The sequence below is a fragment of the Pseudomonas sp. GW821-FHT02H06 genome, from assembly GCF_059421525.1.
In genome coordinates, this window is record NZ_JBWKVD010000011.1 from 48460 (window position 1) to 70590 (window position 22131).

21 protein-coding genes are annotated in these 22131 nt (G+C 63.3%); 9 read left to right on the top strand and 12 right to left on the bottom strand.

What is annotated here, in order from left to right:
• Positions 1-392 precede the first annotated feature (392 nt).
• From AC07VF_RS18040 to AC07VF_RS18050, 3 genes are read left to right on the top strand one after another with little or no spacing between them, the layout of a single operon-like run.
• Entirely contained in the window at positions 393-1424 is a 1032-nt protein-coding gene (locus AC07VF_RS18040) for an acyl-CoA dehydrogenase family protein (RefSeq protein ID WP_495007768.1), read from the top strand.
• Positions 1421-2182 (top strand): PIG-L deacetylase family protein, encoded by a 762-nt coding sequence (locus tag AC07VF_RS18045; protein WP_192172144.1) that lies wholly within the window; start codon positions 1421-1423, stop codon positions 2180-2182. Before AC07VF_RS18040 ends, AC07VF_RS18045 begins: the two co-directional genes overlap by 4 nt.
• Positions 2179-2778: an SAM-dependent methyltransferase gene (locus tag AC07VF_RS18050; RefSeq protein WP_192172145.1), complete on the top strand. Its 600-nt coding sequence runs from the start codon at positions 2179-2181 to the stop codon at positions 2776-2778. The genes AC07VF_RS18045 and AC07VF_RS18050 overlap by 4 nt, the downstream gene beginning before the upstream one ends.
• Before the next feature lie 8 nt (positions 2779-2786).
• On the opposite strand, the gene AC07VF_RS18055 is transcribed toward AC07VF_RS18050, so the two are convergent.
• Positions 2787-3518 carry a GNAT family N-acetyltransferase gene (locus AC07VF_RS18055; protein WP_495007767.1) on the bottom strand — a complete coding sequence of 244 codons (732 nt, stop codon included), beginning with the start codon at positions 3516-3518 and terminating at the stop codon, positions 2787-2789.
• Between the two features lie 82 nt (positions 3519-3600).
• Positions 3601-3948: a hypothetical protein gene (locus tag AC07VF_RS18060; protein ID WP_192172147.1), complete on the bottom strand. Its 348-nt coding sequence runs from the start codon at positions 3946-3948 to the stop codon at positions 3601-3603.
• A gap of 550 nt (positions 3949-4498) precedes the next feature.
• Here AC07VF_RS18060 and AC07VF_RS18065 point away from each other — a divergent pair.
• Entirely contained in the window at positions 4499-6901 is a 2403-nt protein-coding gene (locus AC07VF_RS18065) for a glucose/quinate/shikimate family membrane-bound PQQ-dependent dehydrogenase (protein WP_192172148.1), read from the top strand.
• 97 nt (positions 6902-6998) lie between these two features.
• Here the strand turns inward: AC07VF_RS18065 and AC07VF_RS18070 are convergent, their stop codons facing one another.
• Positions 6999-7247 carry a hypothetical protein gene (locus AC07VF_RS18070; RefSeq protein WP_346626323.1) on the bottom strand — a complete coding sequence of 83 codons (249 nt, stop codon included), beginning with the start codon at positions 7245-7247 and terminating at the stop codon, positions 6999-7001.
• A gap of 475 nt (positions 7248-7722) precedes the next feature.
• On the opposite strand from AC07VF_RS18070, the gene AC07VF_RS18075 reads away from it, so the two are divergent.
• Entirely contained in the window at positions 7723-8268 is a 546-nt protein-coding gene (locus tag AC07VF_RS18075) for a sterol desaturase family protein (RefSeq protein WP_495007950.1), read from the top strand.
• Here the strand turns inward: AC07VF_RS18075 and crtB are convergent.
• From crtB to fni, 5 genes are read right to left on the bottom strand one after another with little or no spacing between them, the layout of a single operon-like run.
• Positions 8150-9139 carry a 15-cis-phytoene synthase CrtB gene (gene crtB, locus AC07VF_RS18080; protein ID WP_495007766.1) on the bottom strand — a complete coding sequence of 330 codons (990 nt, stop codon included), beginning with the start codon at positions 9137-9139 and terminating at the stop codon, positions 8150-8152. The two genes, AC07VF_RS18075 and crtB, sit on opposite strands and share 119 nt — an antisense overlap.
• Positions 9136-10626 (bottom strand): phytoene desaturase, encoded by a 1491-nt coding sequence (locus AC07VF_RS18085; RefSeq protein ID WP_495007765.1) that lies wholly within the window; start codon positions 10624-10626, stop codon positions 9136-9138. The genes crtB and AC07VF_RS18085 overlap by 4 nt, the downstream gene beginning before the upstream one ends.
• A 1-nt stretch (position 10627) precedes the next feature.
• Positions 10628-11803: a lycopene beta-cyclase CrtY gene (gene crtY / locus AC07VF_RS18090; RefSeq protein ID WP_495007764.1), complete on the bottom strand. Its 1176-nt coding sequence runs from the start codon at positions 11801-11803 to the stop codon at positions 10628-10630.
• Positions 11800-13074 carry a glycosyltransferase gene (locus tag AC07VF_RS18095; RefSeq protein ID WP_495007763.1) on the bottom strand — a complete coding sequence of 425 codons (1275 nt, stop codon included), beginning with the start codon at positions 13072-13074 and terminating at the stop codon, positions 11800-11802. Before AC07VF_RS18095 ends, crtY begins: the two co-directional genes overlap by 4 nt.
• Entirely contained in the window at positions 13071-14126 is a 1056-nt protein-coding gene (gene fni / locus AC07VF_RS18100) for a type 2 isopentenyl-diphosphate Delta-isomerase (RefSeq protein WP_495007762.1), read from the bottom strand. Before fni ends, AC07VF_RS18095 begins: the two co-directional genes overlap by 4 nt.
• A gap of 198 nt (positions 14127-14324) precedes the next feature.
• Between fni and AC07VF_RS18105 the strand changes: the two genes are divergently transcribed.
• Positions 14325-15254 (top strand): polyprenyl synthetase family protein, encoded by a 930-nt coding sequence (locus tag AC07VF_RS18105; protein WP_282373035.1) that lies wholly within the window; start codon positions 14325-14327, stop codon positions 15252-15254.
• Here AC07VF_RS18105 and AC07VF_RS18110 read toward each other — a convergent pair.
• Positions 15244-15720: a hypothetical protein gene (locus AC07VF_RS18110; RefSeq protein ID WP_495007761.1), complete on the bottom strand. Its 477-nt coding sequence runs from the start codon at positions 15718-15720 to the stop codon at positions 15244-15246. The two genes, AC07VF_RS18105 and AC07VF_RS18110, sit on opposite strands and share 11 nt — an antisense overlap.
• 238 nt (positions 15721-15958) lie before the next feature.
• On the opposite strand from AC07VF_RS18110, the gene AC07VF_RS18115 reads away from it, so the two are divergent.
• Both AC07VF_RS18115 and AC07VF_RS18120 read left to right on the top strand, forming a co-directional pair.
• A complete protein-coding gene (locus tag AC07VF_RS18115) occupies positions 15959-16774 on the top strand; it encodes an alpha/beta fold hydrolase (RefSeq protein WP_282373033.1) in 816 nt (271 codons plus the stop codon).
• Positions 16764-17960, top strand: coding sequence for a sensor histidine kinase (locus AC07VF_RS18120; RefSeq protein WP_495007760.1), 1197 nt, complete (start codon positions 16764-16766; stop codon positions 17958-17960). The genes AC07VF_RS18115 and AC07VF_RS18120 overlap by 11 nt, the downstream gene beginning before the upstream one ends.
• Positions 17961-18316: 356 nt before the next feature.
• Here AC07VF_RS18120 and AC07VF_RS18125 read toward each other — a convergent pair whose 3' ends face one another.
• The 3 genes from AC07VF_RS18125 to AC07VF_RS18135 all read right to left on the bottom strand — a co-directional run bounded on the left by AC07VF_RS18125 (position 18317) and on the right by AC07VF_RS18135 (position 21084).
• Positions 18317-18748 carry a RidA family protein gene (locus tag AC07VF_RS18125; RefSeq protein ID WP_495007759.1) on the bottom strand — a complete coding sequence of 144 codons (432 nt, stop codon included), beginning with the start codon at positions 18746-18748 and terminating at the stop codon, positions 18317-18319.
• A 96-nt stretch (positions 18749-18844) separates the two neighbouring features.
• Positions 18845-20029, bottom strand: a complete 1185-nt coding sequence (locus AC07VF_RS18130) for a DUF2252 domain-containing protein (protein WP_192172160.1) — start codon at positions 20027-20029, stop codon at positions 18845-18847.
• A gap of 137 nt (positions 20030-20166) precedes the next feature.
• Positions 20167-21084, bottom strand: a complete 918-nt coding sequence (locus AC07VF_RS18135; RefSeq protein ID WP_192172161.1) for a LysR substrate-binding domain-containing protein — start codon at positions 21082-21084, stop codon at positions 20167-20169.
• 224 nt (positions 21085-21308) lie between these two features.
• Here AC07VF_RS18135 and AC07VF_RS18140 point away from each other — a divergent pair, with 224 nt between their 5' ends.
• The gene (locus AC07VF_RS18140; RefSeq protein ID WP_192172162.1) at positions 21309-22058 is read left to right on the top strand and encodes an SDR family NAD(P)-dependent oxidoreductase; all 750 of its coding nucleotides are present in this window, start codon (positions 21309-21311) and stop codon (positions 22056-22058) included.
• Positions 22059-22131 lie beyond the last annotated feature (73 nt).

The window sequence follows — 22131 nt, forward strand, 5'->3', positions numbered from 1 at the left end:
TCGTCCACCTCGCCGGGCGCAGGCGTTGATTGGCAGTCGCGCTGCAGCAGCGAGGGACGAAGCGAAAAAAACAGGTGCCCGACAGTGTCGCGCAAAACCGGCTTGAATAGGTTACGAGCGGATTTTACGCAGGCCATCCGAAGACGCTGCACGCCTTGACGCCCATGGGTCGGGAAATGCCCACTGCGACAAAACCGCGCACCTGACTGCAAGGCGCCGATCACCGCCCACTTGAGTGCTCCCTGCAAGAGGCAACAGAACCGGCTGGCAGAAGAAATGTTTGAACCCCGCCCCGCTGGCGCTGCCGAATTCCATCAGCAGGCCGCGCAAGCGGGCCAGGCAGAAAGCCCGCGCACCTCGCGTCGGCGTCAACGGGTCGGAGACAGTCAGCCATGCGGGACGATGCACAAGGACTTGAATCACTGCTGGCGGATTTCGCCCACCGTGACAATCCCCACGTGCCGGACGCGCCCCTGCGGCACGCCATGCAGCGCTGCCTCGACAGCGGACTCGATCAACTGCCGTTGCCCGGCAGCGGTCGCACCCTCGAACGCTGGCGCCAATTGGCAACGGTGGCGGGCCTCGATCTGGCGCTGCTCAAACTCTACGAAGGCCATACCGACGCCCTCGCCATTCTGAAAGAACTTGGCGCCGCACCTTTCGATGCACCCGGCATCTGGGGCGTATGGGCCGCCGAACCGCCCGACGCCAAGGTCGGCGTCAGCCAGCGCCACGGCGACAAGGTCCGCCTCAACGGCCGCAAGGCCTGGTGCTCCGGCGCCCAACAGCTGGATTACGCCCTGCTCACCGCCTGGGCCAGCGATGAGGCGCCGCAACTGGTGGTCGTCGATTTGAAGCAGCCGGGCGTTCGCTTCAGCAGCGAGACCTGGCAGGCCGTGGGCATGGCCGGGACCGCCAGCGGCGATGTGCACTTCGACGGCGCGGTCGGCATTTGCGTGGGCAACAACGGCGACTATCTGACCCGGCCAGGGTTCTGGCAAGGCGGCGCCGGGATCGCTGCCGCCTGGTACGGCGCGGCAGTGGCGCTGGCGAAAAGCTTGCGCGCGCACCGACACCACGGACGGCCAGAACCCCACGCCGACGCCCATCTGGGCAGCGTCGATGCAGCGCTGTGTGGCGCGGCGGCGGCCTTGCGCGAATGCGCGTCATGGATCGACGCCCATCCGCAGGACGACGCGAGCCTGAGGGTGCAGCGCCTGCGGGCGCAGGTCGAGATGGCGGTTGAACAGGTGTGCCGACATGTCGGCCGGGCGCTGGGCGCAACACCGTTCTGCCGCGATCCGCACTTTGCGCGGCTGGCCGCCGACCTGCAGGTGTTTATCCGACAAAGCCACGCCGAGCGTGACCTGGCGCACCTGGGCCAGCGAGTCGCCACGGTCGAACCCGAGGATTGGTCACTATGAACGAAGCACAGCCATTCGGCGTCAGCGGGACACCGTTGAGCGCCTGGGAGAACAGCGTGGCGTTGCGCGGCGTGCGCCCGATCACCCTGGAAGAACTGGTTCCACCCGGTTCACGCCTGATCGTGCTCGCGCCGCATCCCGACGACGAAGTCCTGACCTGTGGCGGACTGCTCGCAGCGATGGCCCAGCGGCAGAACGATGTGCACCTGGTTGCCGTCACCGACGGCGAAGGCAGCCATCCGCAATCGCCGCTGTGGCCCATGCAACGCCTGCGCACCGAGCGTCGGCGGGAAAGCCAGCAAGCTGTCGCGCACCTGGGCCTGGACGTGTCGAGGTTGTCCTGGCAACGGCTCGGCATGGGCGATGGTCAGGTGGCCGAGCATGCCGAGTCATTGATTGCGCTGCTCAGCGAAGACCTGCGTCCCTCGGATGTGTTGCTGACCACCTGGCGCCACGACGGCCACTGCGACCACGAAGCCGTCGGCCATTGCGCGGCTCAGGCGGTGGCCAACACTGGCGCGACGCTGGTGGAGATTCCGGTGTGGGCCTGGCATTGGGCGGAACCGAATGACCCGCGCATCCCTTGGGAACAGGCCCGCAAATTCTGGCTCAGCGATGAGCAACTGCGGCGCAAGCGCGACGCCATCGGTGCTCACTTGAGCCAGCTGGAAAACGACCCGAGCACCGGCGCGCCCGCGGTGCTGAACCCGCAAACGCTGGAGCGTCTGCTGCAACCCTTCGAACTGGTGTTTCTGTGAGCATCACAGGTGAGTATTTCGACGAACTGTTCGCCAGCAGTGACGACCCTTGGGCCTTTCGCACGCGTTGGTACGAGCATCGCAAACGCGATCTGACCCTTGCTGCCCTGCCGCGTCAGCGCTACGCGCGCATCTTCGAGCCGGGCTGCGCCAATGGCGAATTGAGCCTGCGCCTGGCCGAACGGTGCGACGCGTTGTTGTGCATGGACCTCAGCCCCCGGGCCGTCACCCTGGCCCGCGATCGCCTGAGTGCGCACGCCCATGTGCAAGTGCTGGAAGGTTGTCTGCCCCAGGACTGGCCTGCCGGGCAATTCGATCTGGTGGTGATCAGCGAATGGGCCTATTACCTGACGCCGGATGCCTTTGGCGAGATCATTGAGCGCATTCGTGAAAGCCTGACGCCCGATGGCGCGGTGCTGGCGTGCCACTGGCTGCACCCCATCGAAGGCTGCCCCATGGAAGGCCGCGAAGTGCATCAGGTCCTCGCGCGGCACTTGGCGATGGAACGCACGCTGCATCACGCCGAGCGGGATTTCCTGCTGGAAATGTGGAGCAAGGACTCACGAGGAATCGACCTCAACGAGGCCGTTCGCTGATTCGGGCGTCAAACAAGCTTCGGGCCGATGAAGGCCTGCGCGCCTGACTCGCCCAGCAGTCCGTTGACGAACAGGCGCGCCTGCCGGGTCAGTTGGTCAATGTGTCGATCACGCTGTTTTTCCGCATCGGTCATCGCACGCTTGCCGTGCTGCTTCAACAGATAGCTGTGGATCTGCCGCACTTCCAGCGAGTTGTAGATCGGCGCGATGTCCAGCACCGCCAACAAGCCGTCGGTTTGCTGGTCACGGGTGTTCATCAACACCTGCGGCCCGCGTGCTCCCAGCACCTGAAAGCCCAGCGCCTCGAACACCGGCACTTTCGCAACGAAGCACGCCAGCTCGGCATGGGGATAGCGTTCGGTCATTTTCTCCAGCATGGCCCGCGCCACGCCCTGACGACGGCGCGCCGTATGCACTGCCATGTACGCCACGGCGCACGCCTGCGGGTCCTGTTGAACCGGCAGATAGAGCAAGAAGCCGATGACGACCGAAGGGTCCTCGGCATCCAGCGCCACGATCAATTCCACCGCAATCCCCCGCGATCCGTCCATCGCCTGCACGTACTGATGCACCTCATGGCCGACGCCGTATTGATACAGCGGGTACAACGGATTGCTCGGGGCGATGGCGACCATGCTGAGCTCGGTGACGTAGTCGATCACCATCTGCATAATCTGGCTCTTGATCGATTCCGGCGGCGTGGCGTCGAGGCGCATGACGGTAAACGTGGGGCTGGGCATTGTGATCCTGAATCCGGGGTCGGGCGGTGGGTTCGAGCCGTGCATGATACCCGCGCACTGCCTCAATTATCGAACCCTGCCGCTAATGCGAAGCCCAGTGGGACAGTTTGCGCTGGACGTCAGCGGCACCTGCCAGACACTGGCTCGCGGAGTGACCCGGTGCGCTGCGTTCCAGCGTGGTGACCGGCCGGCCGGGAGGGGAATAAATGGTGATCTGCCGTGCCCCCACAGGCTGAAATTCGATGCGGGTGCCGTCTTCCAGATACAGCGCCTCATCGGCGTATTTTCCGTCCATCGCGTGGTAATAAGGCGGAGCGCTCAAGCAGGTGCGCAGGTCGCCGTCGTCGAAGATTTCCACGTAAAACGTGCCGCCGGCATGGGGGCCGGCCCAGAGTCCGGTAAGGTGCTCGGGTGGGGAAGACGCGCTCACGGAGGTGTAATCCACTAACGACAGTCCGGTTGTTTTGGTATTACTGGCGGTGCCAGTGCATCCAGACGCGCACAACACAAACGCCGCACATAATAGCGTTAGTGTGGTTCGCGCTCTGCTAAAACGTTTATGCATAGCGAACTTACTTCCAGCTTGTTATTGACTCGCAGGCTTGATGGAAGTGCAAAGACTTCACTCGTTCATGCGCCTGCGGTAACAAAGTTAGGTGGGGCTGTTTCCGACTCTAGTCTGCCCCCACAACCCCCGCAACTTTGAGCGATGGGATGCACCGGCGCGTGCATGACCTGGCCCCTCTCCAGCGCACTCTGTAGCCGCCTTTCCGCCCTCGTCATCGTGAGCCGATCTCGCCCAACGCCGCGCCGTTCGCCATCTGAATGCTTTTCCACCGTGATCAGATTGCAAACACGGCCTATGCTTCGAAAGAGTGGATGGTCAGTGGCGCTGAAAATTTTATCCAGACTCCAGGTTCCGGAGTTGAACCCCCTATACGGCGCACAGTCCATGCACTACATCCCAAGGGGGAACATCGATGAATGACTTATCAAAAGCTTCAGGGCTGAGGCGTTTTACTTCCATCATTGCAGGCATCTTTGCTCTGTTTCTGGTGGTTGGCGGTATCTGGCTGCTCTCATTGGGCGGCTCTTTTTATTATCTGTTCCTGGGCGTCGCGCTACTGGTGTTCGCCGTCCTGTTGTGGCGACGTTCCGCTGCATCGCTCTGGCTCTACGGCGCGCTGATGCTGATCACCGTGGTCTGGGGCCTGTGGGAAGCCGGCACGGATTTCTGGGCGCTGGTACCGCGTTTCGACATCCTCGGGGTGTTGGGTCTGTGGCTGCTGATCCCGGGGGTCACCCGTGACATTCCGGAGCGTCTGAAGCCGGGCAAAACCTTTTTATCCGCGACATTGGCCCTGGCGATCGTGGTGATGGTGTATTCCATCTTCAACGACCCGCAGGAGATCAACGGCAGCATGGCGACGGCGCAACCGGCGCAACATCAGCCTGTCGAAGGCATCGCCAACGGCGACTGGCCTGCTTACGGCCGCACGCAGTCGGGCACGCGTTATTCCCCGCTGACTCAGATCAACGAAGGCAACGTCAAAGACCTTCAGGTGGCCTGGACCTTCAACAGCGGCGAATCGAAAACCGCCAACGACTCCGGCGAGACCACCAACGAGCTGACGCCGATCAAGGTTGGCGACAACATGTACATCTGCACCACTCACCAGATTCTGGTGGCGCTGGACCCGGCCACCGGTAAAGAGAAGTGGAGATTCGATCCCAAGCTCAAATCCGATCCGTCCTTCCAACACTTGACCTGCCGTGGCGTCGCGTACTTCGATCAGGCTGACACCACTCAGTTTGCAAAAAGCCTGGAAGGCACCCAACCGGTCGCCACCAGTTGCCCGCGCAAGGTATTCCTGCCGGTCAACGACGGTCGTCTGTTCGCCATCAACGCCGACACCGGCGCACCGTGCGCCGACTTCGCCAAAAACGGCGAGCTGGACCTGCTGCACTTGCAGCCCTACCCGTATCCGGGCGGCCTCGAACCCACCTCCCCGCCTGTCGTGACCGGCACCACCGTGATCATCGGCGGCTCGGTGACCGATAACCTGTCGGTGCACGAGCCATCCGGCGCGATCCGTGGCTACGACGTCAACACCGGCGCGCTGAAGTGGATCTTCGACACCGGTGCCGAAGACCCGAATGCAATCCCCGGCGACGGCAAAACCCTGGTCAACAACTCGCCGAACGCTTGGGCTCCGCTGGCCTATGACGCGAAAACCGACGTGGTCTACGTGCCAACCGGCAACCCGACGCCCGACATCTGGGGCGGCAACCGCACGCCGGTGATGGAGCGTTACGCCAGCTCGATCGTCGCGATGAACGGTTCCACCGGCAAACTGGTGTGGAGCTTCCAGACCACGCACCACGACTTGTGGGACATGGACGTACCGGCCCAGCCTACCCTGGCTGATGTGAAAACCGGCAGCGGCGAAGCCGTCCCTGCGGTGTACGTTCCGACCAAGGCAGGCAACCTGTTCGTGCTGGACCGTCGCGACGGCAAGCCGATCGTGCCTGTTCATGAAATGCAGGTGCCTGCTGGTGAAGCGGCGCCAGGTGATCGGGTCAGCCCGACCCAGCCGCGCTCGGACCTCAATCTAACGTCCGTTCAAACCCTTTCCGACAAGGAGATGTGGGGCGCGACGATGTTTGACCAACTGGTCTGCCGCGTGATCTTCAAGCAGCTGTCCTACAACGGCCAGTACACGCCGCCGTCCGAGCAAGGGACGCTGGTGTTCCCGGGTAACCTGGGTGTCTTCGAATGGGGTGGTATCTCGGTGAACGCTGACCGTCAGGTCGCGCTGATGAACCCGATGGCCTTGCCGTTCGTGTCCAAGCTGATTCCCCGTGGCCCGAACAACCCGCTGTGGCCTAAAGAAGGTGCCACCGGCAGCGGTACCGAAATGGGCATTCAGCCTCAGTACGGCGTGCCTTATGGCGTCGAAATCAACGCCTTCCTGTCGCCACTCGGCCTGCCGTGCAAAGAGCCGGCGTGGGGCTATGTGGCCGGCGTGGACATGAAGACCCACGATGTGGTCTGGCGCAAACGCATCGGCACCATCCGCGACAGCCTGAAAGGCATCCAGCTGCCGCCGCTGAAAATCGGTGTGCCAATGCTGGGTGGGCCGATCTCCACGGCCGGCAACCTGATGTTCATCGCCGGTACACAGGACAACTACCTGCGCGCCTTCAACGTCACCAACGGCGACCTGCTCTGGGAAGCGCGCTTGCCAGCGGGCGGTCAGGCCACGCCGATGACGTATGAGAGCAATGGCAAGCAGTACATTGTGATCATGGCCGGCGGGCATGGCTCGTTTGGCACGAAGATGGGCGACTCGCTGATCGCCTACGCCCTGCCGTCGAAATAATCAGCGGCTGAGCGGCAACAAAAAGCCCGAGTGATCGGGCTTTTTGTTGATTGCGATTCAAGTCATGGGCTGGCCATTTCTGGCGAACGCCGATGGCTTACTCGGTCTTGATCACACCCGTCATCGCCGTATAACGACTCTGCGGATTCTTGAGCTTGTCGAGCACCTCATCCGGCGTGGACTCACGGAACACCACCATGTGCCCTACCTCCTCGCCGCCCTCGGTGACGCGCTCGATGTCGTTGATCATCCAGGTTTTCAGCTCTTCCACACTGATGCCCAGTTGCTCGGCGACCTGACCGTGGAAGCGCTCTGCGTCGTATTGATTGAATTCGTCGTGGTTCATGGCCTTGGCCTCCTTTAGCGGTGTAAGTCTGAGGCCGCACGTGGCGCGCACAGTTCAGTCGACGTGGACGCGCGGTGCCAAGCACCGGCATCGGCAGAAGACCGAGGGCGCACGAACCGGCCCCTTCCCGGCTGAAGCCGGTCCCACGAAAAGCATCACTCTCGACGTGTAGGACTGGCTTCAGCCGGGAAAGCGTCGGGCGTTACACCGCAAGATTGAGAGTGTTAACACCGGCCTCTTCCCGGCTGAACCCGGTCCCACGAAAAGCAATGCAGTCCACTGGAACACCGCGGACTGATAGTGGGACCGGCTTCAGCCGGGAAGGCGGCAGACGTCACGCTACAAAAACAACGGACGGTGACGCCCAAACCAGCAACTGACAAACCGACCTCCGCCTTCAGCCATCGGCATGCGACAATCACGCACCGAACACCGTCGGCCCTTTTACGGTCTGACGTTGAGACTCTCCCCGCGGATGAACCCGATGATCAATGCCCTCGTCTTTTTCGCAACCGTGATCGGCATGGAAGGTTTTGCCGTGTTTGCGCACAAGTACATCATGCACGGTTGGGGCTGGGGCTGGCATAAGTCGCACCATGAGCCGAGAACCGGCTGGTTCGAGAAGAACGATCTGTATGCCGTGGTGTTCGCCGGCTTCGCCATCGTGCTGATCGCGCTGGGCACTGCAGGCGCCCATCCCCTGGAGTGGATCGGCGCGGGCATGACCGCTTACGGTTTCCTGTATTTCATTGCCCACGATGGTCTGGTGCACAAGCGCTGGCCGTTCAGATACGTGCCGCGCAATGGCTATCTCAAGCGCCTGTATCAGGCGCATTTGATGCATCACGCGGTATCGGGCAAAGAGCGTTGCGTGTCGTTCGGCTTTCTCTACGCGCCGAGCGTCACTCGGTTGCGCGCCCAGCTTCGACGCTTGCATGACGGCCCGTTGCACAAGTCCGACCCGGACGTTGCCAAAGCTTCGCCGGTCGCGCCGGCCAGTGCCGACCTCGAGACGCGCTAGCCTTCCACGCCCCCACCAAGACCAGACGCAGCTTGTCCAGCTTGCTGGTCGAGACCCGCGCATCCCACGCCCGGGCGCCGCGTTCCCTGACCTTCACGCCGATCTCCCGATAGACGCAACCCGCCGTCGCCACCGCCCACGCCGATCGCCATGGCAGCGCGGTCAGGCCGGCGTTGGCACTCTCGTAATACGGCTCGGCCATGTCCACCAGCCGCTTCGCCAGCACCGCCACTGCCGGACGATGCTCCGGAGCTGCAAGGCGATCATGGGGAATGCCCAACTCATCCAGCCAGTCCCCCGGCAAGTAGCAGCGCCCCACCGAGGCATCTTCGACGATGTCCCGGGCGATGTTGGTCAGCTGAAACGCCAGACCCAGATCACAGGCGCGGTCGAGGGTCGCGTCGTCACTCACGCCCATGATCTGCGCCATCATCAAGCCGACCACGCCGGCCACGTGATAGCAGTACTCCAGCGTGTCGTCGATGCGCCGATATTCGCGGTGGCTGACGTCCATCGCGAAGCCATCCAGATGCTGCAGGGCATAACGCTGCTCGATGCCATGGCGCAGGACAACCTCCCTGAACGCCTCGAACGCCGGACTGTGGGTCGGCGTGCCGGCGTACACGGCGTGGGTCTGGGCGATTAGCCGTTGCAGCCGCTCGGTGACTTCCTGCTGACTGACCACCGTCGCCGAATGCCCTGCTTCCTGACCGTCAATGACGTCGTCGCAATGCCGGCACCACGCATAAAGCATCACGGCGCTGCGCCGGGTCACCGGGTCAAACAGGCGTGACGCCGCCGCGAAGCTTTTCGAGCCGACTTTGATGCTCTGGGTAGCGTGGTCGAGCAGCGCCTGATCGGCGACGCTCATGAGTGTAAGTCCTCCAGCATCAGCCCGGCCGTGGCTTTGGCCGAACCGATGACGCCCGGCACGCCGGCGCCCGGGTGTGTGCCGGCGCCGACCAGGTACAGATTGCTCAGGCTCGCGTCGCGGTTATGGGGGCGGAACCACGCGCTCTGGCGCAGGATCGGCTCAAGGGAAAACGCCGAACCGAGGTGCGCATTGAGCTCGCCCTTGAAATCCTGCGGCGTGAAGATGCGGCTGGTGACCAGATCTTCGCGCAGCCCCGGCATGTAGTGCTTTTCCAGGTACTCGAAAATGCGGTCGCGGTAACGCGGCCCTTCCACTTCCCAGTCGATGTCGGCGTTGCCCAGGTGCGGCACCGGCGACAGCACGTAGTGGCTCGAACAGCCCGGTGGCGCCAGGCTCGGGTCAGTGATGCACGGCGCGTGCAGGTAGAGCGAAAAATCTTCGGCCAGCGCTGCGCCTTTGAAAATCTCCTGGATCAGCGCCTTGTAGCGCGGGCCGAAGCACACGGTGTGATGCTGCAACTGGGGCTGCGGGCGCTTGAGCCCGAAGTGGATGACGAACAGCGAATTGCTGAAGCGCTTGCCTTTCAGCCGTGCGCCTTCCTTGACCCCGCGGGGATGGCCGCCGAGCAGCTCGGCGTAGGTGTGCATGACATCGGCGTTGGAGGCCACGCAGTCGGCATTGATCTGCCGACCATCCTTGAGCCGCACGCCGGTCACTCGCTGACCACTCGTGTCAATGCTGGCGACATCGGCGTTGAGCTCGACACGCCCACCGATGTCTTCGAACAGCTTGACCATGCCCTGCACCAGCGCGCCGGTCCCGCCCTTCGGGAACCACACGCCCCACTGCCGTTCAAGGGCGTGAATCAGCGTGTAAATGGAGGACGTTGCAAACGGGTTGCCACCGACCAGCAGCGAGTGAAAGGAAAACGCCTGGCGCAGTTTGTCGTCCTCGATGAACTGCGACACCATCGAATACACGCTGCGCCACGCCTGCAACTTCGCCAGCTGCGGGCCGGCCTGGACCATGTCGCGGAAGGACAGAAACGGCACCGCCCCGAGCTTCAGATAACCCTCTTGAAACACCGCTTTGGAGTACGCCAGAAAGCGCTGATAGCCGGCGACGTCCTTGGGGTTCATCGCGGCAATCTGGGTGTCCAGGGACTGCTGATCGTTGGCGTAATCGAACTTCGTCCCGTCTTCCCAGCACAGGCGATAGAACGGCGACACCGGCAGCAACTCGACGTAATCCTTGATGGATTTGCCGGCCGCGGTGAACAGCTCTTCGCTGGCCGTCGGGTCGGTGATCACTGTCGGGCCCGCGTCGAAGGTGAAACCCTGATCTTCGTAGACGTAGGCGCGGCCGCCGGGCTTGTCGCGTTTTTCCAGCAACGTCGTCTGCACGCCCGCCGCCTGAAGCCGGATGGCCAGGGCCAGGCCGCCGAAACCGGCACCAATCACAATTGCGGTTTTTGCTTGGGTCATGTCAATTCTCATGATGCTTAGGCAAGTAATGCTTAGGTAAGTAACGGGCAGCGGCTGTGACAGCCTCGTTGATCGGCACGGGCGGTTTGCCGGTCAGCACGCGCAGCTTGTCGGCCAGGGTGCTGCGGCCTGCGTAGAAACGGCTGATCAGGCCTTCGGACAGGCCGTAGAACCGCTGCATCACCTGCCAGCGATTGGACGGACGTCCGGCCAGAAACAGCATGCGGTTGAGCAGCCGATAGAAGCGCTGGGAGTGCCAGGCTTCCTGCGCGATGGCGCGGATGCCTGCGTCCAGTGAGTCGGCATCCCGCGTGGGTTGAGCAGCGATCCACTCCGCCAGCCGCACGGCATGGGGCAGCGAATAGCCGGTGGTGCAATGAAAAAGTCCGGCGCGCAAACCGGATCGCGGCTGCCCCGCCGCCTCACGCCAGAACCCGGCGAAATCCCCGGCCAAGGTGATCGGCAGCACGCCCTGCTCTTCGCGCAGGCACTCGGCAATCTCCCAGCCATGGGCGGCAGCGTAATCGGCGATGTGCTGACGAAGCTGCTCGGCGGAAAACGAGTGGTGATCCACGTAGTGGGTGTCTTCGATCAGCAGGGTGTCGGCCGAAAAAGGCAGCACGTAGACGAAGCGATAGCCCTCACTCTGCTCGACGCGGGCGTCCATGATGATCGGCGCGGTCAGGCCGTGGGGCACCTTCAAGCGCAGCAACTGACCCAGAAATGCCTGCTGCCCCAACACCATGTGCGCCGTGGCCTGCACGCCGCGGCCGTCGATCACCGCGCTGGCCTGAAGCCGCTCGCCGCTGTCCAGCACGACGGTGCGCGGGGTCAGTTCGGTGATGCGTCGACCGGTTAGCAGCGTATCGCCCAGGGCGGGCTCGATGACCTCGGCAAAGCGTTCCGACGTAATGCTGGCGTAGCCACTGTTCAGCCGCCGCGAACGTTGCGGGAAGTGCACGTCATAGGTCGCCCAGCGCTGCACCACCAGCGGCTGCAGCCATTGATGCTGCTCGGCCGTGAGGTCGCCTTCGTGGTAGGACCAGGTGTGGTTGCCGCCCAGGTGCGTCTGTTCTTCGATGCACAGCACGGACAGCTCCGGCCGTAGCTGCTTCAGGCGCCAGGCGATCAGACCGTTGGCCAGTCCGCCGCCGGCGAGAATCAAGTCATACGTCATGGCAACTGCCTCGCCAGCACCGGCTCGCCCGTGCGCACCACGGCTTCGACAATGTCGGCGGCGCGAGACGTGCCGCCAGCCTGGGCCAGTTCGGTCGCCAGTTGATCAAAAGGTTCGGTGGACAGCCCGCGCAGTTGCGTCAGTCGCTCGCGGATCTGCCCTGCCCCGGCGCCGCGCCGCAGTTGCAGACCAATGCCGGCGTGGGTAACCCGGGACGCCACGCCCGGCTGATCGAAGGCGATGGGCATGACCAGCATCGGCGTGCGCGCGACGATGGCGTCCATCACCGTGTTCAAGCCGCCATGGGTCACCACCGCATCGGCGTGTTGCAGCGCCCATTGTTGCGGCGCGAAGTCGGTCACCCAGGTCGCGCCGGCCTTGATCAGGCGCTGCTCCTGCCGGGCATCGAGCCCGCCGCAATGGGCGACCAGCAACTGCGCGTTCAATTGTCGGCTGGCCGTGGTGATGCGCTTGAACATGTCAAAACGACTGCCCTGCAGCGTGCCGAGACTGGCGAAGATGAACGGCCGCTCAGGGTCAATCGGCCACTCGCCCTGTTGTTCGGCTTGAGCCGCCCGCAGCGGCCCGACCGCGTGAAAATTCACAGGCGGATGCTGGCGGGGGAAATCGAAACCGGGGATGGTCTGGCTGATCTGCGCGTAGGGTGAAAGGCATTCATGCAGGCCGTCGCGGGGCTCGATGGCCAGTCGGCGTGACGCATCACGCAGCACCTTGCTCAACGGCCTCATCAACCAGTCGTACACCTTTCGGCTGCCCTCAAACATATGCTGACTGCGTTCATCGGTGGCGTAGGCAAACGGCATCACCGGCAGCGGCAGTTGCGGCTCGCGGTTGACCGGCAAGGCGCAGGCCACCGAGACATACGGCAAGCCCAGCCCTTCTGCGACCATCCCGCCCGCTGCTTCCATCTGGTCGCAGAGCAAGGCCTCGATCTGCCGCACCGCCAGCGCAGACGGCAGCTCGGCGCACAGCATGCGGGTGGTGTCGCACAGGTCGCGAATCACCCGTCGCAGGCGCAGGGGATTATTCGAACAGGCGGCACGGCGCAGCGCCGCTTCGAGGCTGCCCGGCGGATGACTGAGGGCGCCGAGGGCATGAAAGCCGATGCGCGGGTCGGTCAGCCAGCGCCGTGCATCGGCCTGCTGGAAAAAGGTCACCTGATGACCGCGGTCGATCAATGTCCCGGCCAACGCCTGAAACCCTTGAAAGTGGCTGTAGAACGCTGGCGCTACAACGGCAAAATGCGTCATGAGAGCAACGTCTGCAGGGTGTTGGGCGCCAGCAACCGGGCGCTGCGCAACGCGCGAAGGTCAGCCGAGCCGGTGCAGAAACAGGCGATGCGCAGCTGGCGGATGACAATGTCGAAGTGTTCGATGACTGCAGCCGTCGACAGGGTCGCGTTGCGCAGCACGCCTGCGGCCTGACCGACGACATCGGCACCCAGACGAATGGCCTTGGCCACGTCGATGCCATTGTGAATGCCGCCGGATGCGATCAGCGGCGTGTCCGGCAAGGCCTGGCGAACCATGGCTAGGCTGACGGCGGTCGGAATGCCCCATTGTGCAAACGCCATGGCGACTTCGCGATCGGCCGGGTTCTCGGCGCGCTCGGCCTCGACCGCCGCCCAACTGGTGCCGCCAAGCCCGGCGATGTCCAGCACGTGCACCCCGGCTTGCACCAGCGCCTGCGCCACATCGACAGACAGGCCCGCGCCCACTTCCTTGACCACCACCGGCACGCCGACATCCAGCACCACGCGGTGGATCGCTTCGAGAATGCCCTGCCAGCGCCGGTCGCCACCCGCCTGAACCGCTTCCTGCAACGGATTCAGATGAATGATCAACGCATTGGCCTGAAGCATGTCGACCGCACGGCGGGCCATGTCCAGGCCGTCAGGCTCAATCAACTGCGCGGCGCCGATGTTGCCCAGCAGCGCGATGTCCGGCGCCAGACGCCGCAGTTCGCGGGTCAGGCCCTGATCACCGCCGCTTTGCAAGGCCACCCGCTGCGACCCGACGCCCATGGCGATGCCCAGCTCCTGGGCGGCTTCGGCCAGATGACGGTTGATCGCGGTGGCCCGGTCGGCCCCGCCGGTCATGGAACTGATGAGCAGCGGCGCGCGCAAGGCGATGCCCAGCAGTGAGCTGCTGACGTCAACGTCGTCCAGATTCAACTCCGGCAGCGCACAGTGTTCGAAGCGGATGTCGTCCAGTCCGGAGAAGGAGGAACGCACGCTGGCGCGTCGGTCCAGCACGATATCAAGGTGATCGTCTTTGCGACGACCCATATCGCTGTGAGTCATACTCGCTCCCTGCAGCTGAATTATTGAACGGGCTATACGGTCTTCTGCATACGGAATCTTGTACAAAGCCGATTTTCCTGTACAACTTTGCCGTATCTTGAGGCATTAAGAAACAGCAGTCGTTCCGTGATGACCGGTCTCGCACGCCGAACCGCTCCGCGACGAACAGTTTTACCGCTAAAGCATAGGGAAAGACCGATGGCAGGTAACCTCGACACAACAATCAAATCGGGCTTTGCCGGGCGACTGGGAGACGTCCGGGCGGCCATCGAAACGCGGCTCTCCGAGCTGCTGCCCGAGTCCGGCAACGAGCGCGACCTGGTGGCGCTGGCCATGCGCGAATCGACTTTGGCACCGGGCAAGCGCATGCGCCCGGTGCTGTTGGTGCTCGCTGCCGAAGGACTGGTTGAGGACGGCCGCGAGAACAGCCGCACGATCAGGCGACAGGCCGTGGACCTGGGCTGCGCCGTCGAGATGATCCACGCCGCATCGCTGGTGCTCGACGACATGCCGTGCATGGACAACGCGTCGCTGCGGCGCGGTCAGCCCACGGTTCACCTGAAGTTCGGTGAGGACGTGGCGATTCTGACCGCCATCGCCCTGCTCAGCCGTGCGTTCGGTGTCGTCGCCACCATCAGTGATCTGGCCGCCACCACCCGCACCGAGCTGGTCGAAGTGCTGGCCAATACGGTCGGCATGCAAGGCCTGGTGCGCGGGCAGTTCCAGGACCTGCGCGACGGCCAGCACAGCCGCGACGCGGACGAGATCGCCCTGACCAACAACCTGAAAACCGGCGTGCTGTTCGGCGCGATCATGGACATGGCCTGGCTGATCAGCGGCGCCCGGGAAGACCAGCGGCCGCTGCTGCAGAATTTCGCCATGGAGCTGGGCCAGGCCTTCCAGATGTACGACGATCTGCGCGACCGCTGCGCCGACAGCGACAAGGATCAAGGCAAGGACGACGGCAAATCCACGTTCGTTTCGCTGTACGGCGAGGACAAGGTCAGGCGCCAACTGGTGCTGCACCTGTCCAGCGCCGAGCAGGCCTTGCGTGAGGTCTACGGCGACGCCTCGACCATCGCCGGCTACCTGCGGCTGATCTTCGAGAAAGCCGCGGTCAACGGCTAGCCGATTGCGAACCCAGTTTTGCGATGGCCTGCTTGAGTTGTTCGCCGTCGGAGAATCGTTCCTGGCGGATGACCGCGCCGTTTTTCAGCGTCAGCCACTGCACGGTGTCGCGGTCGCCGTCGTACGCCGAGGCGACACGGGCGTCGCGGTCCAGCAGGATTCGGTACTTGGCCGAGCGCATCGCCGGGACCGCCACCATCTTCACCAGCGAGGGCATCTTCTCGATGTCCGCCACGTACACCACGTGGCGCTGCTCCAGGTAACCTTCGGGACCCTCTTCAAGGGCGGCGTTGACCATCTTCGCCGCCGACATGCTGCGGGCGATCAAGAGCACCTGGGCCTGGTCGTCCAGCGTGTAGGCCTTGTCGAACTGGTCGAGCAGCGTCCATTTGGCGACCGGCTGGGGCGCGTCCTGAGCGAAGGCATTGAGACTGAGAAACAGAGCGAGGGCCGCAAATTGCCGCATGGTGTAAATCCCTTCAGCAGGAAAGATTGAACAAGAATAAGCGTCGGGGATAAGGACTGGCCTGCCCGCGCGTATTACCCTTTTTGGCGCCAATAATGGCTCAACAAATGAAGCGTGCGCCAATTTACCAGCAAGCGCTCCGGCCGGTTCGCCTGTTATGGGTTTTGCAGGTGATTTATCCCGGATAACCCTATAGGCTCGGCACCACTCGCGCCCACCGCCATTTTCCGGACACTCAATGAACCTTCAGCAGCGCAACAACGTGCACGTCATGGGTGACGGCCGGGCGACCCTGATTTTTTCCCACGGATTTGGTTGCGATCAGGCCATGTGGCGCTTGATCAGCCCCCATTACGCCGACCGCTTCAACGTCGTACTTTACGATCTGGTGGGCGCTGGCAATTCGGCCATCGAGGCCTACGACCCCGACAAATACGCCACGCTGAACGGCTACGCCCACGACCTCGCCGAACTCGTCCGCGAATTCGGCACGGGCCCGGTGATCATCGTCGGCCACTCGGTCAGCGCGATGATCGGCGTACTGGCGGACCGACAGGCACCAGGGCTGATCGCCGCCCACGTGATGATCGGCCCCTCCCCGTGCTACGTGGACTCCGGCGATTACGTCGGCGGCTTCTCCGAAGAGGACGTGCATTCGCTCCTCGATACCCTCGACAGCAACTACCTTGGCTGGTCGAGCACCATGGCCCCGGTGATCATGGGCGCGCCGGGTCAACCGGCGCTGGGCGAAGAGCTGACCAACAGTTTCTGCCGCACTGACCCGGAGATCGCCAAGCAGTTTGCCCGCGTCACGTTTCTCTCGGACAACCGCAAGGACGTCGCCGGCCTGACCACGCCGACGCTGATCCTGCAATCGACCGACGACCTCATCGCCCCGGTTGCCGTCGGTGAATACCTGCACGCCGCGTTGCCCAACAGCACCCTGAAGCTGGTCGATAATGTCGGCCACTGCCCTCACTTGAGCGCGCCCGCCGCCTGTTCCGATGCGATCGATGCGTTCCTCGGGCGGTGGGTCAGCCTCAATGCCGAGTGATTTCGCGGCAGCACCGGACGTCGTCGAACTGTTCGAAGGCGCGCCGTGCGGTCTGGTGGTCACCGACGAAGACGGGCGGATCCTGCGCGCCAACCGCACGTTCTGCGACTGGCTGGGCTACACCGGCGGCGAGCTGAGTGGCAGGTTGTTCCAGAACCTGCTCACGGTCGGCGGGCGCATCTTCCACCAGACCCACTGGGCGCCGTTGATGCGCTTGCAGGGCTCGGTGGCGGAGGTCAAGTTGAGCATTGTTCATCGCGACCGTCGCCAGATCATCATGCTGCTCAACGGCGTGCGCCGGGAGCATGAAGGCAAGGTCTACAACGAGCTGGCGTTTTTCGGCACCGCTGACCGAGACAAATACGAGCGCGAGCTGCTCAAGGCACGCCAGGCGGCGGAAGAGCTGCTGCAGGAAAAAACCGCCGCCGAGGCCGCGTTGCGCCGGGCTCAGGCGGAACTCAACGAGGCTTACGAAACCGCTCAGCGACGCGCCACGTTTGCCGAACAGATGGTGGCGATCGTCAGCCACGACCTGAAGAACCCCCTCACCGCGATCAAGATGGCCACCGACCTGCTCGCTCGCGGTGAACGCACGGCCCAGGAAACCCGGTTGTTCAAGCACGTCGGCGATTCGGTGCAGCGCGCCACCCGGATGATCGCCGACCTGCTCGACCTGACGGTGATCCGGGTCGGGCGCGGCATCAGCGTCAACCCCACGGAAGTCGATCTGCACACCTTCATCGGCCATTGCGTTGATGAACTGCGTGTTGCTTTCCCCCGCGCGGAGCTGGCGCACTGCTCGGATGGCACGGGGCTCGTGGCGCTGGATAACGACCGTCTGTTTCAGGTGATCGGCAACCTCACGGCGAACAGCGTGGCGTATGGGGACATTGCCAGACCGGTGACCATTACTTCCGCGCTGGAGGCCGGGACGGTGGTGATTGCCGTGCATAACTTCGGTCCGGTCATTCCCGAAGCGCAGCGCACCCGTCTGTTCGAGCCGCTGACTCGCGGCGTAGATGTTGACGCCGAACTGCGCAGCGTGGGGTTGGGGTTATTTATCGTCCGCGAAATCGCCCGGGCCCATGGGGGTGATGTGTCCGTGGTCTCCGACGCGGTGGAAGGCACGACCTTCACGGTGAGGCTTCCGCGGTGTGCCGGTGAAGCGGTGGCGTCCGGGGATTGAGCATTCAGCTGTAGGACCAGCTTCAGCCGGGAAATCGTCGGCAGCCACGCTGCAGAGTTGATGGTGCCCACGCTGGCGTCTTCGCGGCTGAAGCCGGTCCCACTAATCAACCGCGTACTCGTAGTGGGACCTGCTTTAGCCGGGAAGGCGCCGGCAGCCACGCTGCAAAATTGACGGTGCTCACACTGGCCTCTTCCCGGCTGAAGCCGGTCCCACTATTCAACCGCGTACTCGGTGTGGGACCGGCTTCAGCCGGGAATGCGTCGGCAGTCACACTGCAGAATTGAGGGTGCCCACGCTGGCCTCTTCCCGGCTGAAGCCGGTCCTACCAGCGCGTACATCTGACGAACCATCGTTCACCCGTTAGGCATTATCGCCGCCACCGCTTCGATCTCGATCAGCATCCCGTCCAATGCCAGGCGGGGTACGGGGATCAGTGTGCACACCGGCTTCATATGACCGGCCCATGCCAGATCCGCCTCCTCGACCCACATGCGCAACCGTTCCTCCGTGTGATCAACGATCAGCAGCGTCAGTTTGAAGAGGTGCTGAAGGTCGGCCCCGCGGGATTGCAGGGCGGTGCGGACGTTGGATATGGCTTGGGCTGCCTGTTCGGCGAAGACCGGGGACAGCTGACCTTGGGCATCCTCACCGCCCTGCCCGGCGATGAACAGCCACTCGGCGTTGGGGCGCACGGCGGCGAGATGGGAATACGCATTGGGGGCCGGATCATACAAGCCTGGCGGGTTGGACAACGCGAAGGGTGAAGCAAGGTGGGTTTGCGGCATGGGAATGATCCTGAACGTAGGAGCGCCCAGTCTCGAACCTCCACCTAAGTCGAGGTCAAGGGGGCGCTCCCGTCCGAATCGATTTTCCAGGGCGAATCAATTCTCCAGCGCATACCGCCGGCAATGCTCCAGATAGCCCTGTTCGTGGCTGCCCACCAGATGCACGACGTTGCTCCACAGCCACGACGGCGCATCCAGGGTCTGCGAGCGGTTGAGTTGCAGTTCGCGCATCCACGAGGAGCGCGTGGCGAGGTCCATCTGCCGGGCGTGGGCCAGGCCGACGACGCGGGCCAGGTAACCGGCGGCTTTCATGGCTTCGCGCTCGCTCAACTGATCGAGCTCAAGCTTCATGTCTTGGGGCAACAGCTCGCGGACGAAGAAACCGTGATCGAGCATGCGCGTAGCGATCATGCGATTACCCAGCCCTGGCGACAGATGCCGAGCGCCTTCCACCACGCGCTTGCCGTTGTCCCGAGGCATGCCCGCGCGAGGGGTGCGCGGTGCGGCAGCAGCGACGGCTTCCTTGACGTCGAGCAGGCAATACTCCTGATCTTCGTCATCGCCCACGCTCAACAGGACCGCATAACGCAGCAGACCCAGCGAACTGCAACCCTTCACCCAGTAGGCACAATCGAGCATCTCGACGCGGTCATCCTTGGATCGGCCCTTCAGCGAGGTGACCAGCGCATGAATCTCTGGCGTCGCGCACAGGTCTTTCAGGCCATGACGCTCATCGCGGGACAACGACCAGAAATGCTTGCCCAGCGGAATGGTCGGCCGGGTGTCTTCGATACGCTCCTGGGCAAGGTGCTTCCAGGTCCTCTGAACGGCGCTGCGCATCCCTGCCTTCACCTGCGCCGGGCGTGCGGGCTCCTCATCGGCGCCATCTTCGAACGCCAGCTCGTAACCCTGCATCATCTCTTCGAGCATTCTCGCGGTGGCGACGCCGGGCAGATCGGAACCCCGGGCCGCAGTGGCCAGGGACAGCGCAAGGCGCACAAGGTCGTGGGCCGGGTTGCCGATCACCGTCTGATCCAGATCGCGGATGTGAATGTCGATGCGCCCTTTGGAATCCCCGGTCGGCCCGAGATTACCGGCGTGACAGTCGCCGCAGATCCACACCGGCGGACCACTGGGCAGACGTCGGCCTGACTGGCTGTGCAGCCATTCGTAAAACTGCACCGTGCTGCCGCGCACATAGGCGTGGGCGGAACGGGCCATTTTCAGATTGCGTAGTTCGTTGAGTGGCTTGAGGCGTGCGGACGGTCGAGGAGTCTTCATGAACAATTCTTTGCAGGGAGATGTAGCGTTGACTCGCGGCAAAGAGAAATGTTGCGGAATGTTTCATCGCACTGCGATGAGAGGCGCGATCACAGATACACATTACAGACGTGTAGCTGCGGTCAGCAGTTGACCTCTCAAAACACAAACCCATGCCCCAACTCCTTCTCCATCCACTCCAGAAATCGCCGCACCCTGGGAAAGCCGGAGTGCGCTTTCGGGAATACCAGATGATGAGCTGCGACCGGCGCTGACAGCGCTTCAGGCGCCACCTCGACCAACGCCCCGCTCGCCAGGTATTTCTGTGCCAGCAGCGTGCTTTCCAGCGCGAAACCCAAACCGTGGCTGGCGGCCTCGAGCGTCATGTAAGAGCGATCGAAGCTCAGCGCATAGGGTTTTTCCGGACGCGCCAGACCATGCTGGGCGAACCAGGCCGGCCAGCGCAGCAGCGTCGCTTCCGAGAGAATCAAATCGCGGTCCAGCAGATCGGAGGCCTGAGCGACCGGACGCGTTTCAATGAGCTTGGGTGAAGCCAGTACGGCGAAGGTTTCGTTGCGCACCGTGCGCACTTCGAAGCTCGGCCAGTTGGGCTCGCCGTGGCGAATGTCGACGTCGATCTTGTCGCGACTGAAATGCAGCGACTCGTAGGAACACGACAGATTGATCTGAATGTCGGGGTGGCTCAGGCGAAAGGCTTCCAGTCGCGGCATCAACCAAAGCAGCCCGAAGCTGGGTGAGGAATGCAGCCGTAGGCAGTCGAGGCTGACGTCGCTGCCCGCCCGCTCTGTGGCGATGGCCAGGCTGTGCAACAACCCGGAAATATCCTTCAGGTATTGCTCGCCCACCGGGGTCAGGGTGACGCCGCGCGCCGCGCGCACGAACAGCTGACGGCCAATCATCGCTTCCAGCCTGGCGAGTTGATGGCTGACCGCCGAGGGCGTCAGGTCCAGCACTTCCGCCGCCCGTGCAACGTTGCCAAAGCGCGCGGTCTGCTCAAAGGCCTGAATGGCTTTCAGCGGTGGCACGCTGGGCGGGGCTTCGTCGATACGCTTCATGGGGACATGGCTCCACGTTTGTTGTTGTTATCTCCAGACCCGCCATTCAATCACCCGGCACAGGCCGTGACGAGTGCTGAATTTTTTTCAGCATCCAATGACTTTTGCGTCATTGCTCACCCCTGGCACGGAGCACAAGCTGACCTGGCCAGAGAAGTCGGACAGCGAAAAAGTTCGCTTCCCGCTGATCCAGCCCATAACAATAATCACACGAGATCACGCCCATGCTCCTTCAAGGCAAAATCGCAATCATCACCGGCGCTGCCTCTGCTCGCGGTATTGGCCGGGCCACCGCTGCCACCTTCGCCCAACACGGCGCCCGCGTGGTCATCCTCGACCTCGACGAATCCGCCGCCCGCGACGCCGCCGCTTCACTGGGCGAAGGTCATCTGGGCCTTGCCGCCAATGTCGCCGACGAAGCGCAGGTGAAACAGGCCGTCGCGCGGGTCATCGAGCACTTTGGCCGCATCGACGTACTGATCAACAACGCCGGCATCACCCAGCCCCTCAAGACCCTCGATATTCGCCCCGGCGACTACGACAAAGTGCTCGACGTCAGCCTGCGCGGTACCTTGCTGATGTCCCAGGCGGTGATTCCGCTGATGCGCGAGCAAAAATCCGGCAGCATCGTCTGCATGTCGTCGGTCTCGGCACAACGTGGCGGCGGCATTTTCGGCGGGCCTCACTACAGCGCAGCAAAGGCTGGCGTACTGGGCCTGGCCAAAGCCATGGCTCGGGAACTGGGCCCGGACAACGTGCGCGTGAACTCCATTGCGCCGGGCCTGATCCACACCGACATCACCGGCGGCCTGATGCAGGACGAGCGCCGCCACGCCATCATCGACGGCATCCCGCTGGGCCGACTGGGCGCGGCGCAGGATGTCGCCAACGCCGCGCTGTTTCTGGCAAGCGACCTGTCGTCCTACCTGACCGGCATTACCCTGGACGTGAACGGCGGCATGCTCATTCATTGATGTTTTCTGCGCCGGCCGAGGTCGTCGGCGCTGTTCTGAATCGACGTTTCAGCCGCAGCTGACCATAAAAACA